Annotated in this window: 13 protein-coding genes; 11 read left to right on the plus strand and 2 right to left on the minus strand. The window is 64.3% G+C overall.

Annotated elements, in window-relative coordinates; all coding sequences use genetic code 11:
- Positions 1-303: 303 nt before the first annotated feature.
- The 6 genes from QFZ70_RS04330 (at position 304) to QFZ70_RS04355 (ending at position 6642) form a co-directional block, all read left to right on the plus strand.
- The gene (locus QFZ70_RS04330) at positions 304-867 is read left to right on the plus strand and encodes a hypothetical protein (protein ID WP_307094260.1); all 564 of its coding nucleotides are present in this window, start codon (positions 304-306) and stop codon (positions 865-867) included.
- Positions 864-2315: a GT4 family glycosyltransferase PelF gene (pelF, locus tag QFZ70_RS04335; protein WP_307094261.1), complete on the plus strand. Its 1452-nt coding sequence runs from the start codon at positions 864-866 to the stop codon at positions 2313-2315. The genes QFZ70_RS04330 and pelF overlap by 4 nt, the downstream gene beginning before the upstream one ends.
- Positions 2299-3960 (plus strand): hypothetical protein, encoded by a 1662-nt coding sequence (locus QFZ70_RS04340; protein WP_307094262.1) that lies wholly within the window; start codon positions 2299-2301, stop codon positions 3958-3960. The genes pelF and QFZ70_RS04340 overlap by 17 nt, the downstream gene beginning before the upstream one ends.
- Positions 3960-4976, plus strand: coding sequence for a hypothetical protein (locus QFZ70_RS04345; RefSeq protein WP_307094263.1), 1017 nt, complete (start codon positions 3960-3962; stop codon positions 4974-4976). Before QFZ70_RS04340 ends, QFZ70_RS04345 begins: the two co-directional genes overlap by 1 nt.
- Before the next feature lie 134 nt (positions 4977-5110).
- Positions 5111-5842 (plus strand): hypothetical protein, encoded by a 732-nt coding sequence (locus QFZ70_RS04350; protein WP_307094264.1) that lies wholly within the window; start codon positions 5111-5113, stop codon positions 5840-5842.
- Positions 5839-6642 (plus strand): spherulation-specific family 4 protein, encoded by an 804-nt coding sequence (locus QFZ70_RS04355; RefSeq protein WP_307094265.1) that lies wholly within the window; start codon positions 5839-5841, stop codon positions 6640-6642. The genes QFZ70_RS04350 and QFZ70_RS04355 overlap by 4 nt, the downstream gene beginning before the upstream one ends.
- 35 nt (positions 6643-6677) lie before the next feature.
- Here QFZ70_RS04355 and rarD read toward each other — a convergent pair whose 3' ends face one another.
- The gene (rarD, locus tag QFZ70_RS04360; protein ID WP_307094266.1) at positions 6678-7742 is read right to left on the minus strand and encodes an EamA family transporter RarD; all 1065 of its coding nucleotides are present in this window, start codon (positions 7740-7742) and stop codon (positions 6678-6680) included.
- Positions 7743-7826: 84 nt separating this feature from the next.
- On the opposite strand from rarD, the gene QFZ70_RS04365 reads away from it, so the two are divergent.
- Entirely contained in the window at positions 7827-8825 is a 999-nt protein-coding gene (locus tag QFZ70_RS04365) for a DNA topoisomerase IB (protein WP_307094267.1), read from the plus strand.
- Positions 8826-8927: 102 nt separating this feature from the next.
- Positions 8928-10373, plus strand: coding sequence for an FAD-dependent oxidoreductase (locus QFZ70_RS04370; protein WP_307094268.1), 1446 nt, complete (start codon positions 8928-8930; stop codon positions 10371-10373).
- On the opposite strand, the gene galE is transcribed toward QFZ70_RS04370, so the two are convergent.
- On the minus strand, positions 10370-11389 hold the full coding sequence (gene galE, locus QFZ70_RS04375; protein WP_307094269.1) for a UDP-glucose 4-epimerase GalE: 1020 nt from the start codon (positions 11387-11389) through the stop codon (positions 10370-10372). The two genes, QFZ70_RS04370 and galE, sit on opposite strands and share 4 nt — an antisense overlap.
- A gap of 204 nt (positions 11390-11593) precedes the next feature.
- Between galE and QFZ70_RS04380 the strand changes: the two genes are divergently transcribed.
- From QFZ70_RS04380 to QFZ70_RS04390, 3 genes are all read left to right on the plus strand, one after another.
- The gene (locus tag QFZ70_RS04380; RefSeq protein ID WP_307094270.1) at positions 11594-12943 is read left to right on the plus strand and encodes a GAF domain-containing protein; all 1350 of its coding nucleotides are present in this window, start codon (positions 11594-11596) and stop codon (positions 12941-12943) included.
- A gap of 81 nt (positions 12944-13024) precedes the next feature.
- Positions 13025-14548, plus strand: a complete 1524-nt coding sequence (locus QFZ70_RS04385) for an aldehyde dehydrogenase family protein (RefSeq protein WP_307094271.1) — start codon at positions 13025-13027, stop codon at positions 14546-14548.
- Between the two features lie 3 nt (positions 14549-14551).
- Positions 14552-14962 (plus strand): DUF779 domain-containing protein, encoded by a 411-nt coding sequence (locus QFZ70_RS04390; RefSeq protein ID WP_307094272.1) that lies wholly within the window; start codon positions 14552-14554, stop codon positions 14960-14962.
- Positions 14963-14975 lie beyond the last annotated feature (13 nt).

Consider the following 14975-nt stretch of genomic DNA (forward strand, 5'->3'; position numbering starts at 1 on the left):
TTTTATACGCGGGAAGTACCCAACCACCCCGCTAAACGAGAGAGTGCTCGTAAGTATCCCTAAGGCTCTCATTGAAGTACCGGGTACTCGTGTTGAGCGTCAACCACTCCTCGTAACTTGGACGTATCGGCGAGCCACGCAGCGGCAGCCGAAAGCCCCTAGTTGAGGAGAGCCGATGAAACGCTTCGAACCTGACTATCCCCCAGTGGCGATACCACTGGACGCCGGGGCCGCTGCTTGCGTGGAGGGGAAGGGCCGGCGCCAAGCCACGGACAGCATGTTGCTAAAGACAGGGGAATTGCCATGACTCAGCTATCCACGGGAACCGAGGACCGGACCGTCCACGCTGCCGCCACGCGTTCGACTCTTGAGGACAAAAAGCACCATCGCGGCCGGCGCTTTTTCGGCAACACCGACCTCCATGCCGCACGGCCGGAATCAATTCCTGAGCAAGCGTCCCCGGCAGTCGCCCCGGACGCAGATCTGTGGGACGAAGGGCGTGTGGCGGCCCGGGCCGGAAACCATGAGAGGGCCATCGCCTGCTTCGTCGAGGAAGCGGAGGCACGCTCCATGCAGGGCAGCCACGGCCGCGCCGCAATTGCGTTCCGGACGGCCTCAGAGGAGGCCCGTTTGCAGGGGATGGCAGAGCAGTGCGACCAGCTGCTCGAGCGTGCCGCAGCGGCCTACACGAGTGCAGCGGAGCGCAGCGTGCTCGCACAGGACGCCACGCATCAGGCATGGATCTCGGCGGCCAAGTGCTTCCTCCAGCTGCAGCAGTTGGACAGGGCGGCCTGGTGCATCGAGCAGGCCCGCATGGTGTCCGGCCACACCCGTGCTCTTGACGAAGGCGCTATGACGCCATCATGAAGATCCTACTGACCACCGAGGGAACCTACCCCTACTATCAAGGCGGAGTGTCAACGTGGGCACATGAACTGGTGAATGGGCTGCCCGAGCATGAGTTTGTGGTGGCTGCGGTCATCGGCGGCCCCGATGTGACCCGCGCTTTCAACGTCCCGGAGAACACCAGCATCGTGCCAATCCCGTTATGGGGAACGGAGAAGGTGGACGAGTATGTCCAGCCGGATCCCAAGACCCGACGACGGAACTCACTGCGGGGAAAGTCACGGGAAAAGGCACTGGTCGAGCTGCTCCTGCCGGCATACGAGGAGTTGATCGGACACCTCCTGGAGACCAGGGAACCCAGGGCCCTCGGTGCAGCCATCGCTGACATAGCCAGGTACTGCGAAACCAACGATCTGCATGAGGGATTGCGTGACCCTCGATGCTGGCAATTGGTGCGCGCCCGGCTCAGCGAGCATCCGCTCCTCACCGACATCTCCATGGCCGACGCCATCGACTTCGCCCGTTCCCTATATCGCTACCTGACGCCGCTGGCAGTTCCCCTGCCTGACGTGGACGTAGCGCATACGTCCGGGGCTGCGCTCTGCGCGCTGCCTGCACTCGCCGCCAAGCTGAACCGTGGCGTCCCACTGCTCCTGACCGAGCACGGGGTCTACGTACGGGAACGTGTGCTTCATCTGGTCCGAAACGACACGCCACTCCTACGAAAGGTGCTGCTGGGCAATCTCTACCGGGCCATTGCCCGTTGCGCCTACACGCATGCCGACGTCGTCCTGCCGGTCTGTGCGTACAACACCAACTGGGAGTATGAGTTGGGCGCTGATCCCGCCAGCCTGCAGGTGGTTCATAACGGGGTCAATCCTGACGAGTTCGTTCCGCGGGAGGTCGAGCTGGACAGGCCGACGATTGCCTACGTCGGTCGCATCGAGCCGCTCAAGGACATCCTGGGGCTCATCAACGCCCTCCACCTGGTCCGCCGCGAGATCCCTGACGTGCTCCTGCGGATCTACGGCCCTGAGGATGACCGCCGGTATGCCCAGCGTTGCCGGCTGGCCGTGGCAACCCTGCAGCTTGAGGATAACGTCGTGTTCGAAGGGGCTACAAACGACCCGGTCCTGGCCTACCAGGAGTCGGATGTTGTGGTGCTCTGCTCGGTGTCCGAGGGCTTTCCCTACACCGTGGTCGAGGCGATGTGTACCGGCCGACCGGTCGTTGCGACTGCAGTTGGCGGCGTACCCGAGGCATTGAACCGCCCCGAGTTGCTCGTTGAGCCGCAGAATCCGCAGGCATTGGCGGATGCACTCGTCGCCCTTTTCCGGCAGACACCCGCGCAACGCGCCGCGATCGGTGCGGAGTTCCGGGAGCGTGCTGTCGAGTTGTTCTCACAGGAGCGCTTCCTTGAGGCGTACCGTTCCCTCTACTTGGAGGTTGCCCATGACTACGTTGCCTGAGGGCCGCTCCCTGAATGACTTCACCATGGGTTTCGACGAACTGGGCCCGGACCTGCACGCCGAGGCGCGTTCTGTTGCGGGGCGGACCCGCCAAGCGCAGGATGCCTTTGAAGTGGCAGTGATCCTCGCGACCCTGGGCTACAGCGACCAGCGCGCGCGTGAGCTGGGGTGCCGGGATGTTTTCGAGCTCGCCGAGAAGGTAACGTCACTCTTGCCGCTCTACGGCGGGCCTGTGGATGAGCCGCCGGTCGGCACTGTCGACCACGCACCCGAACCTTCGCCTGGACCCGACCGGATGAGCCTGGGGCTACTCGCCCGATCGCTGCTCTATTCAGCGCCGTGGATCATCGCCGTCGTTGCGCTGCTTATCGCGCGGGTGTCCTTCTGGTCCACAATCACCCCGCAAATGTTTTCTACTACCGTCAGCCTGGCTTTGTTCGCGGCCCTGATCGTTACCGGTGGGTTTATGCAGGCGTTCGCACGGAGAGGGCTGTTCTATTCCTTGCAACACAGCGAAACCCTGCTGCGCTGGGCCTTGCGTTGGACGCTGGGAGCGGGCCTGGCGGCATTACTCGTGGTAATCGGGGGCGGTTATCTGATTCTGGAGTATGGGCTGCAAGCGTATACACCTGCGGCGAACCGGTCATTCCTGTTCTTCGGACTCTCCATAGGTGTCTTGCTTCTGGCCTTTTCGCCACTCTATCTCGCCCGGGCGCTGCGGGAAGTGGTTATTGCAGCCGGCGCCGGCGGGCTCGTTTCCATAGTCGGCGGGTTGATGATCATCCATGGAAACTACATCAACCTTTTTACCGCCCAATGGGTCCAGTTCGCTGCCTTGTGGACGGCGGTGATTGTGGCCGTGCTGTTTGACGTTCGTGTCCTGCGGCGGCTTGCCGCACCGCCCGTGGAGGCGGACGACGACACGGGAGCGGATGACCGGCAGGTCCTTTCACCGCGGCTTGGACCGGTGGCGCGGTCAGTTCGGCCTTTCTGGGCCTACGGAACAGGATTCTTTGTGCTCCTCGTGATTGATCAGCTCGTCGCAGGAGGCTTATGGATGGGGACGTTCAACTACAACGGGCTTTACCAGGTCGGTGTCGGGACGGGCCTGCTCGTCCTTGTTCCGACACTCACCTACGCGATTGCCGCAGGTTACCTGCTGCCGGCCACTGTTCGGCGCGAGATGAGACGGCACAGGATCTCCGGCAGCGAGGGAATTAACCGGGTGATGCTCGCTTTCTACCGCCGGCACCTGGTGATGACCGTGCTCGTCGGGGCGCTCAGCGGTGCACTGCTGTTGGCTGCCACAGACTGGCTCGCCACGGTGAGCCTGCTGACCGTACACCTCCAGTTGGCCAAGGATGTGTACACCGCTTCCCTGGTGGGCTACTTGTTGTTGGGGATTGGAGCCTTCAACACCGGGCAGTTGTTCAGCCTGGGCAGGGCGCGACTGCCTGCGGCCGTCGTATGGGCCGCAGCGGCGGTGTCCCTCGCCTTAGGACTCGTACTTTCGTATCTATGGGACGACATTATGGGCCCCGTTACCGGGTTGGTGACCGGTTCAACAGTGTTCGCCATTGCGACGACGTTTGCCACCTACCGCATGTTCCGGCGATTCGACCTCAGCTACTTCAGGGCGTTCTGATGAAAATTTCCAAGACCATTGTCGCTATCGTGGCCGCCCTCGGGCTGACCGCTGCCGGCGCCGCAACCGCCAGCAGCGTGTTGAACGAAGATGGAACGGTCCTGGCCTCATCGGGTCAGTGGCAGCTCCACCGAACTGCGGAAGGCATCCTCATGGACAACCCCTTCGACCGGGCCATTGCGGCGCGGGAGGTGCAGGACACCTACGAGTTCAATGGTGACACCGATCCTGCGCTGGCGTTCGTGCGCGCCACCGACGACGGCCTCCAGGTGGGCGTGGAGCCCATGCCCCATGCCGAAGCCCATAACGGCTTTTTTGCGGTTACCCACGATGCATATCCGGAGTCCAGCGTTTTCCATGTGCGCATGTCGAAACAGCCCGGACAGATCCAGTCCGCCAAGGAAGTCGGCCAAGCCGTCTTCGCAGTGCAGACTGCCTCCACCAAGATCACCGGCCTGATCAACTTCATCGTTCTGTCGGCCGACAGCACAGAGGGAATGACCTCTTGGAGGGTGGGGTACATGTACGGGCACGTGCGGAACGCCGAGTACATCAACTACTACAGCACGGAGCCGTCGGTGGACGAGCCGGACACCCGGGATATCACCCTCCGCACGGACGGCCGGCGAACGCTGACAGTCTGGTTCGGCGAGGAACAGGTGTTCCACTCCGACCAGCTCGAGATGGACATCCAGGCACCGTACCAGCCGTACCTCGAGGTGCAGGCGGTGAAGACGCCGTACTTCTCCTCGTTCCAGAACTTTTGGGTCACCGAGGATGACGACTTGGAGCTGACCGGTCTGCCCGAGACCGCCGACGTGAGGTTGGTGGACAGCCAAGGTACCGTGCTGGGTGAGACGTCGGTGAGGGCTGGAGGAACTGCAACCTTGGAACTGCCACCCTACGCGGCCAAAGGCAGTGGCACCTTGGAGATATCAGAGCCGGGTCGTGAACTCGTCAGGCTGGGGTCCTTCGACTACGCAGGCGGCGACGAACTCAAGGTGGTAACCAAGTGATGCCCGGGAGGCGCGGCCCAGGTATTACCTCGTTCCTGCGGACCCTGATCGGGCCGGTTGGGTCAGCGGAGGCAGGGCGAACAGTTCCGACATCCGGCAGGAGCGCCGCTCCTAACCGGGTCAACGCCTCGAGGATGTGGCCTTTTGCCATCTACTACGGGTGGCCGAGTTACATCAACGGCGCCCACAGCAAAGTGGCCCGCGCCATCAGTGCATTCGACGGCTACAGAATGGTGGTGTTCGGTGACGACACTGCGACGCCGGACGGCGATCCCTTGGCGGCTCCCATCATGGCAGGAGTCGCTGCCCGTGGGGGAGTCCCGTATGGGTATGTGACAGTCGGCGCTGCGGACGGGGAGCCAAACCACTCCTTGGGGGAGCTGCGCGAGCGTCTCGACGCGTGGCGGAGGCTCGGCGCCCGTGGAGTGCTCCTCGATTGCGCCGGTGCCGACTACGGGGTAACCCGAGCACGGTTCGACGCCGTGGTGAGGTACACACACTCGCTGGGGTTAAGCGTGTTGGCGAACGCATGGAACCCTGACGACGTCCTGGCCCGCTCACTCACAATGGGTCCGGGAGATGGCTACCTGGGCGAAAACGACGTTCTGTCGGATGGTCAGTTCCTGTCGCCGGCCACGTACAAGCCGAAGCTGGCGAAGATGGCGGCGTACAAGGCGAAGCTGGGGATTACCCTTTACGAAACAGCCACGAGCTATGACCTCCAGCACGCTGACGCCCTGACGCCACAGGTGATGGCCGCGCTGCAGGGCTACAACATTGACGCCTTCCACCTCACGGACCCCATTTACAGCTGCTCAGACAACGTCCTGATCAGGCCGCCCGCAGGATTGGCGGACGGACAGTGACACCGGCAGCAGCCGGTCGCAAGCGTCCGGCTGCTGCCGCGCTGGTGTCAGCACTGCTCTGGCTCCTGGCCGGTTGCGGGCTGGGCGATCCGGCTCCGCCTGCTCCGTTACCGCCGGCCAAGCCCGGTGCTCTGCACATCGCCGTCCCCGCCTACGTAGATCCGACCGACGCGCCCTACTGGGAGTCGGTGATCGACGCCGCGCCACAGCTCCGCGACGTCATCGTCAACCCCAGTAACGGGCCCGGGGCAGCGGTTTCCGATGAGCATGTCCGGCTCATCGGGGCTCTGCGCGATGCAGGTGTCCGGGTGCTGGGCTACGTCATGACGGGGTGGGGCGGCCGAAACCCCGACGAAGTGACGCGGGATATCGACCGCTGGCGGGATTGGTACGGCGTCGATGACATCTTCCTGGACGAGGCGGCCTCGGCACCAGGGGAGATCGGCACCTACGCAGGCTATACCGCCGGGATCCATCGAACCGGTGGGATCGCAGTTCTCAACCCGGGGATAATCCCTGACCGCGGCTACTTCGAATTCGCCGATGCGATCGTGACCTTCGAGGATCCGTTTGCCGGTTACTTCTCGAGCGAGCAACCCCCGGAGTGGCTTCAGACGCAGTCACGTACCGAGGTGTGGCACATTATCAGCGGTGCCCCGGAGGGCCGCCTCGGTGACGTGTTGGACCGAGCCCGGCAGCAGGGGGCGGGCAAAATTTTCGTGACCGACGACGAGGAACCGAATCCTTACGACAGCCTTCCCACCTACTGGTCAGCGAAGCAGGACTCCGTCGACGGGTAGCCCGGGCCGGCCGCCGGAAACTATCCCGCCAGGGACTATCCCGCCTGCGAGCGCGTCGTCCGTTTGGCTACCAGGTTCTTGCGGGCGGTCCGCAGCATATCCACCGTGAGGACCAGCAACGCCACCCAGACCACGCCAAACCCGATCCAGCGGTCCAGGGTCATCGCTTCGCGGAAAACCACGAGGGCGATGATGAACTGCAGCAGGGGTGCGAAATACTGGAGCAGCCCGATGGTGGTCATGGGGAGCCGTCGGGCCGAAGCGCCGAAGAACAGTAGGGGAACGGCAGTGATCACACCGGAGGCCAGCAGCAGCCAGAAGTGGCCCGGGCCCTGCGTGGTCAGCGTGGCGGTTCCGGCTGCGGCAAGGTAAATCATGGTGACCGCAGCAAACGGGGCCAGCACCATGGTCTCCACGCTGAGGCTCGTGGCGGCATCCACCTTGGGGCCGACGCGCTTCTTAACGAAGCCGTAGAGGCCAAAGCTGAAGGCAAGGGTCAGGGCGATCCACGGCAGCTTGCCGTAGGAGTACGTGAGGACGCCCACCGCAACGAACCCGATGGCCACTGCCGCCCACTGGAGCGGGCGGAGCTTCTCCTTCAGCACAAAGACGCCCAGTAAGACGGAGACCAGGGGATTAATGAAATAGCCGAGGGACGCCTCCACGGCCTGGCCGGTGGTCACCCCGTAGGTGTACGTCAGCCAGTTGACAGCGATCAGGAAGGCGGCCAGGGCTAGTGAACCAAAGACAGTGCGGTCACGGAGGGCGCGGCCCAGGGTGGACCAGGAGCGGGTAACGGTGATGAGGAGCGCGCAGAACAGCAGCGACCACACCACGCGGTTTGCCACAATTTCGACGGCGCCCGCCGGCATCAGGACGAAGAAGTACAGGGGGAGCAGCCCCCAAAGTCCGTAGGCCCCGATGCCAAAGAGGACTCCCGCCGTCGTCTCCTTGTCCACCGCCTTGGGCGGCGCGCCCTTGGTGCCTGCCGCCGCTGCCTGCGTTGCCGTTTCTGGCAGCGAGGGCGACGCCGAAGGAGATGCCTGGGCAGGGACGCGGGCAGGGGAAGGGGATCCATCGGGAGAAGGCACGACATCCATAACATCATTCCCAGGGCAGGTATTCCGGCAAATAGTCAGTAGGCTTGCTTTTATGATATTTGCCGATTGGCCAGAGGCCACCTGATGAGGCTCCGCCGCAGCAACGCGTCGGGGCGCGGTTACCGCCGGGTCGCCGCAGGCAAGGGCTTCAGCTACCGGGACCTCGATGGTTCAACGCTGCCGCCGGGCGATGTCCGGGAGCGGCTGGAGAGCATTGGCATCCCGCCCGCCTGGACCGACGTGTGGATCGCTCCGTTTGAAAACGGCCATATCCAGGCCACCGGGGTGGATGCAGTGGGTCGGCGGCAGTACATTTACCATCCCGAATGGCGGGAACGTAAGGACCGGGTGAAGTTCGACCGGGCCCTGCAGCTGGCTGAATCGCTGCCCGCCGCCCGCCGGAGGGTCACCATGGACCTGCGCGGCGAAGGCTTCTCCCGGGACCGCGTCCTCGCCGGGGCGTTCAGGATGCTGGACAGCGGCTCCCTGCGCGTGGGGTCCGAGCGGTACACCAACGAAAACGGCAGCCATGGGCTCGCCACCCTGCTTTGCGCCCACGTCCAGGTGCGCAAGGACAGGATCCTCCTGAGGTTTCCGGCCAAGAGCGGCAAGGACTGGGAATCGGAAATCCGCGACGCCGACCTCGCCGCCCTCCTGCGCCTGCTCAAGCGCCGCGGCCCCAACGCCAGGCTCATGGCCTACAAGGAGGGTCGGCACTGGCGCCCCGTCACCAGCGCCGACATTAATGCCTACGTCAAGGAGCGGACCGGCTCGGACTTCACCGCCAAGGACTTCCGCACACTGCGGGGCACTGTGGCAGCTGCCGCCAGCCTGGCCCGGACCGGTGCCCAGCGGACGGCGGCCAAACGCAAGAGGGCCATCAGCCGGGCAATGATGGAAGCGTCCGAGGTGCTGGGCAACACGCCGTCGATCGCCCGCAAGAGCTACGTGGACCCGCGCGTCCTGGACCACTACCACGAGGGCGAAACCATCGACCCCAAGCGGCCCGACTCGGCTGAATCGGAGCTGCGGGCGCTGCTCTACCGCGAAGGCAACGTTGTCCCGCTGGAAAAAAGCGGTTAATGCATTGGTTTCGGGCAGCAGTGCGCCGCGGAAACGGCCAATTAGAATAAGTGATTGTGCGCTGCTCCTGCCGCGCAATGTCATCGGTCAGAAGGGTCCCAGGTGTCCAACCACGGCGAAACCACCCCCGCACGTCCCCTCCGCGTAGCGATTGTGGGCGCGGGACCGGCCGGCGTCTACGCTGCGGACATCCTCACCAAGTCCAGGGGCGTGGCGGACGGCGACTTCGAGGTCAGCATCGACCTCTTCGAGGCCTACCCTGCGCCGTATGGGCTGATCCGCTACGGCGTGGCGCCGGACCACCCCCGGATCAAGGGGATCGTCAATGCCCTCCACAAGGTCCTGGACCGCGGCGACATCCGGTTCCTGGGCAATGTGACGTACGGCCGGGACCTCACCCTGCACGATTTCCGCGCCTTCTACGACGCCGTCATCTTCTCCACCGGTGCCATCAAGGACGCAGACCTGAACATCCCCGGAATCGACCTGCAGGGCTCCTTCGGCGGGGCTGACTTCGTTTCCTGGTACGACGGCCACCCCGATGTTCCCCGTGAGTGGCCGCTGGAGGCCAAAGAAATTGCCGTCATCGGTAATGGCAACGTGGCCCTGGACGTGGCCCGGATGCTGGTGAAGCACCCGGAAGAACTGCTGACCACCGAGATCCCGGACAACGTTTATCAGGGCCTGAAGGCCTCGCCGGTCACGGACGTGCACGTCTTCGGCCGCCGCGGCCCGGCCCAGGTGAAGTTCACGCCCTTGGAGCTGCGGGAGCTCAGCCACATGAATGACGTGGACATTGTGCTTTACCCGGAGGACTTCGAGTTTGATGAAGCCTCCGATGAGGCGATCCGCAGCAACAACCAGATCAAGACCATGGTGAACACGCTGACCAACTGGCTGGTGGAGGAGCACACCGAGTCCGAAAACCCCTCCTCCCGCCGCCTGCACCTGCACTTCCTGCACAGCCCGGTTGAGATTTACGACGACGGCGGGTTGGGCAAGGTGGGCGGGATCAAGTTTGAGCGCATGCAGCTTGACGGCACGGGCAACGCCAAGGGAACGGGTGAGTTCATCGACTATCCCGTGCAGGCGGTCTACCGCGCAATCGGTTATCACGGTTCGGCCCTGGACGAGCTGGAGTACGACGCCAAGCGCGGCGTCATCCCCAATGAGGGCGGCCGCGTGCTGGACGCCGAAGGCAAGCCCGTGCCGGGGATCTACGCCACCGGCTGGATCAAGCGCGGACCCGTGGGCCTGATCGGCCACACCAAGGGCGACGCCTTGGAAACCATTGGCTTCCTGCTCGAGGACCGGCTCACCCTGCCGCCCGCCCGGAACCCTGACCCGCAGGCCATCATCAACCTGCTGGAAGAGCGCGGAATCGAATACACCACTTGGGAAGGCTGGAACAAGCTCGACGCCCACGAAGCAGGCCTGGGTGCAGCGTGGACCGGGCCGGAAGGCACGGACCACGTGGTGCGCGAACGCATCAAGGTGGTGCCGCGCGAGGAGATGATCCGTATCTCCCGCGGAACGCGCAGCAACTAGCCGTCTGAGGAGTAACCCAGGGGGTTTGTCTGCTGCCAACGCCAGTGGTCTTGGCACATCTGGCTGAGATCCCGGTGGGCGGCCCAGCTCAAGTCGGCGAGGGCAGCAGACGGATCAGCGTAGCTGACCGCGGAGTCTCCCGGGCGCCGTCCCGTAATTTCGTAGGGGATGGGACGGCCCACCGCAGCACCAAAGGCCTCAATAACCTCCAGAACGGAGGAGCCCCTGCCGGTGCCAAGGTTCCACCGGAACACCCCTTTCCGGTCCGCCAGATACCCAAGCGCCGCCAGGTGACCGGCCGCCAGGTCCATCACATGAATATAGTCGCGGACGCCAGTGCCGTCAGCCGTTGCATAGTCGTTGCCGAAGACCATGACCTTTTCCCGGCGCCCCACAGCAACCTGGGCGACAAAGGGCAGTAGGTTATTGGGAACCCCCACGGGGTCTTCACCTATCAGTCCGCTTTCGTGCGCGCCAACCGGGTTGAAGTACCGGAGGAGGGCGATGCTCCAGTCGGTGTTGGCGGCACCAAGATCAGTGAGAATGTCTTCGATGTGTTCCTTGGTCCGCCCGTACGGGTTCGTGGCATCGAGCGGAGCTTTTTCGGTCAGCGGCACATCTTCCGAAGCCCCATAAACGGTGGCAGAGGAGCTGAAGACCAGCCGGCGGACCCCGTGGGCTTCCATGCCATGCAGCAGGTTCAGCGTGCCGACAATATTGTTCTGGTAGTAGCGCAGCGGCTGTTCGACAGATTCCCCCACCGCTTTTAGTCCGGCGAAGTGGATGACTGCCTCGAACCTGCCCTCGGCTAAAAGATTATTAACAGCCTCTGCGTTCATCAGGTCCAGCTCCCGGAATTCCAGGCTCCTGCCAATCAGCTGTTGCACCCGGCGGAGTGACTCAAGGTTCGAGTTCACCAGATTGTCCAAAACCACCACGTCGTGCCCTTCCTCGAGGAGGCAAAGCGTAGTGTGCGATCCGATGTAACCGGCCCCGCCGGTGACCAATACCTTCATGCACCACAGCATATGAGTGTCAGTGGTAGAGCGGAACTCTTCCAAGCGCGAAAGCGATTGCAGAAAGCCCTATGACCTGGCCCAACGGGCCCTTTGCCGCCGGCAGACGCCGGGGGACCGGCCTTGTACTGGCCGGATAGACTGTTGCAACATATGCCCCGGCGGGGTGAACCAGTGCCCGCTGGAAGTACGACGGGGAGTTCGATGGGGAACCTGACTCAGGACGACGGCGGCTTGCCGTTGCAGCGCGCTGCCCTGGCGGCCCATGAACAGCTCGACGGCGGCGGCTTTTCCGATACCCCCGGCGCGCTGCGGAAACTCATCAGGGAGTCCTGGCAACGGTCCGCCAGCTTTAAAGCGAACCCGGACAACCCTGCCGCACCGCTGGCCATTGACCGGGACGAGCTGGAGGACTACCGCCGGCAGCACCCGCTGGCCACCATCATGCCGGTCATCAACAAGCTCCTGGTCCAGCCCAGCCACGACAGCGGCCTGCTGGTGGCAGTAGGGGATGAGGTGGGCCGGCTGCTCTGGGTGGAGGGTGACCCCGCGCTGCAGAGGAGGGCCGAGGGCATGATGTTCGTGCCCGGTGCCGACTGGTCCGAGGCCACCGTTGGCACCAGTGCGCCGGGTACTGCCCTCGCCCTGGGCCGCGGCATCCAGATCGCCGGGGCGGAGCACTACCAGCGGGCCGTTCACGCCTGGAGCTGTACTGCCGTCCCCTTCCACGACCCGGACTCGGGGGCGGTGCTGGGAGTCGTGGACATCACCGGCAAGGCCACCGCCGTGGCGCCCCACACGCTGTCCCTCGTGGAGGCAACTGTGGCCGCGGCCCAGGCGCAACTGCGCGTCGAGCGCCTGCAGCATGCCGCCCAGCTCGCCACCAGGCCGGCACGACGGCGTTCGCAGAGTACCGCCTCCCGCTCACCGGACGAAACCACCAGGGACGGCAGCCTCTACCGGAACAGCATGCAACTGCTGGGCCGCGACCAGGCACTGCTGAGCCTGCGCGGCAGGACTGTAGCGCTGTCTGCCCGGCACAGTGAAATCCTGGCGCTGCTGAGCACCCACCCCGACGGGCTCAGCGCCGAGGAGCTCAGCCTCCTGCTTTATCCCGGGGACGGCTCCACCATCACGCTGAGGGCGGAGATGGTGCGCCTGCGCAAAGTCCTTCAGCAACTCGCCCCGGACGCCGTACCGAATTCCCGCCCGTACCGCCTTCCCCTGGACCTGGTGCCGGACAGTGCCCAGGTGCTGAGCTGCCTGCAGCGCGGTGCCCACCGGATCGCCCTGGAAATCTACCGTGGCGCCGTGCTTCCCCGGTCCGAGGCGCCGGGCGTCATCGAGCTGCGGAACAAGGTGTCCTCGCTGCTGCGGGAAGCAGTCATGACAGACGGCAGCGCCGAGTCGCTGCTCAGGTACGCGGAGCTTCCGGAGGCAAAGAACGACGTCGGCGTCCGCCGTGCCGCGCTCCGCCTCCTTCCGGCCCGCTCGCCCAGGCGCGCCGCCGTCGTCGCGGACCTGGAACGGCTGGAAGTCGAACTGCGCGCCTAAGGTGCAACCTTGCTGCAACCTTCCCGCTCCTACGCTGGCTCCATTGGCGAAAGCCTGATCTGCACAGCAAAGGAGCTAGCAATGACTGTTTACGCACAGCCCGGAACCGAGGGCTCGAAGGTCACGTTCAAGGACCGCTACGAGAACTGGATCGGCGGGGAATGGGTGGCCCCGGTGAAGGGCCAGTACTTCGAGAACATCACGCCGGTGACGGGCAAAGCCTTCTGTGAAGTGGCCCGCGGCACGGCCGAGGATATTGAGTTGGCGCTGGATGCAGCGCACAAGGTTGCACCGTCGTGGGGCAAAACGTCCGTGGCCGAGCGCGCCGCAATTTTGAACAAGATTGCCGACCGGATCGACCAGAACCTGGAAATGCTGGCGGTGGCCGAGTCCTGGGACAACGGCAAGCCCATCCGCGAGACCCTGAACGCTGACCTTCCGCTCGCGGCCGACCACTTCCGCTACTTTGCCTCGGCCGTCCGTGCCCAGGAGGGCAGGCTGTCCCAGCTCGACGACGACACCACCGCCTACCACTTCCACGAACCGCTCGGCGTTGTAGGCCAGATCATCCCCTGGAACTTCCCGATCCTGATGGCCGTGTGGAAACTGGCCCCGGCACTCGCCGCCGGCAACGCCGTGGTGCTCAAGCCGGCCGAGCAGACGCCGTCGTCCATCCTGGTCCTGATGGAACTCATCGGCGACCTGTTGCCGGCAGGCGTCATCAACGTGGTCAACGGGTTCGGCGTGGAAGCGGGCAAGCCCCTGGCCTCCAGCCCCCGGATCCGCAAGATCGCATTCACCGGCGAAACGACTACCGGCCGCCTCATCAGCCAGTACGCCAGCCAGAACCTCATTCCTGTCACCCTGGAGCTGGGCGGCAAGAGCCCGAACATCTTCTTCAACGACGTCGCCCAGGACAACGACGCGTTCTACGACAAGGCGCAGGAGGGCTTCGCACTGTTCGCCTTCAACCAGGGCGAAGTGTGCACCTGCCCCTCGCGTGCGCTGGTGCAGGAGGACATCTACGACTCGTTTATGGCCGACGCCATAGCCCGGGTGGAAAAGATGGTCCAGGGCAACCCGCTGGACACCGAAACGCAGGTGGGTGCCCAGGCCTCGAATGACCAACTGGAAAAGATCCTCTCCTACATCGATATCGGCAAGCAGGAGGGCGCCAAGGTCCTCACCGGGGGCGGCCGCGCCGAGCTCCCGGGCGACCTGGCCGGTGGCTACTACGTCCAGCCGACGGTCTTCGAAGGCCACAACAAGATGCGGATCTTCCAGGAGGAGATTTTCGGCCCGGTGGTCGCGGTGACGAAGTTCAGCGATTACAGCGACGCCATGGGCCTGGCTAACGACACCCTTTACGGGCTGGGTGCGGGTGTCTGGTCCCGCAACGGCAACGTTGCCTACCGCGCCGGCCGCGAGATCCAGGCCGGGCGCGTATGGGTCAACAACTACCACGCCTACCCGGCCGGAGCCGCGTTCGGCGGGTACAAGTCCTCAGGCATCGGACGCGAGAACCACGCGATGATGCTGGACCACTACCAGCAGACCAAGAACCTGCTGGTCAGCTACAACGAAAACAAGCTGGGCTTCTTCTAGACCATGGTTCCCGGAAGCGTAATCGACGCCGCGGTGACGCTGCCCGGGGAGGACTTCTCCCGGGTGGCGCTCACGCCGGCGGCCGCGGAACTGCTGCGGAAGCTCTGGCTTCAGCACGGGCCGCTGATGTTCCACCAGTCCGGCGGGTGCTGCGACGGGTCCTCGCCCATGTGTTACCCGAAGGGCGAGTTCCTCACCGGTGACGCCGATGTCCTGCTGGGCCTGTTCGATGTCTCTGATGGCCTGGAACCCCGGCCGCTGGAGTTCTGGATGTCCCGGGAGCAGTTCAACTACTGGAGCCACACGCACCTGACCGTTGACGTGGTGCCTGGCCGGGGCAGCGGCTTTTCGGTGGAAGCGCCCGAAGGCAAGAGGTTCCTGATCCGGTCCACTCTGATGGACTGGCCTGCCTGATTATTCGAACTGT

The organism is Arthrobacter sp. V1I9 (genome assembly GCF_030817075.1).
Taxonomy (GTDB): Bacteria; Actinomycetota; Actinomycetes; order Actinomycetales; family Micrococcaceae; genus Arthrobacter.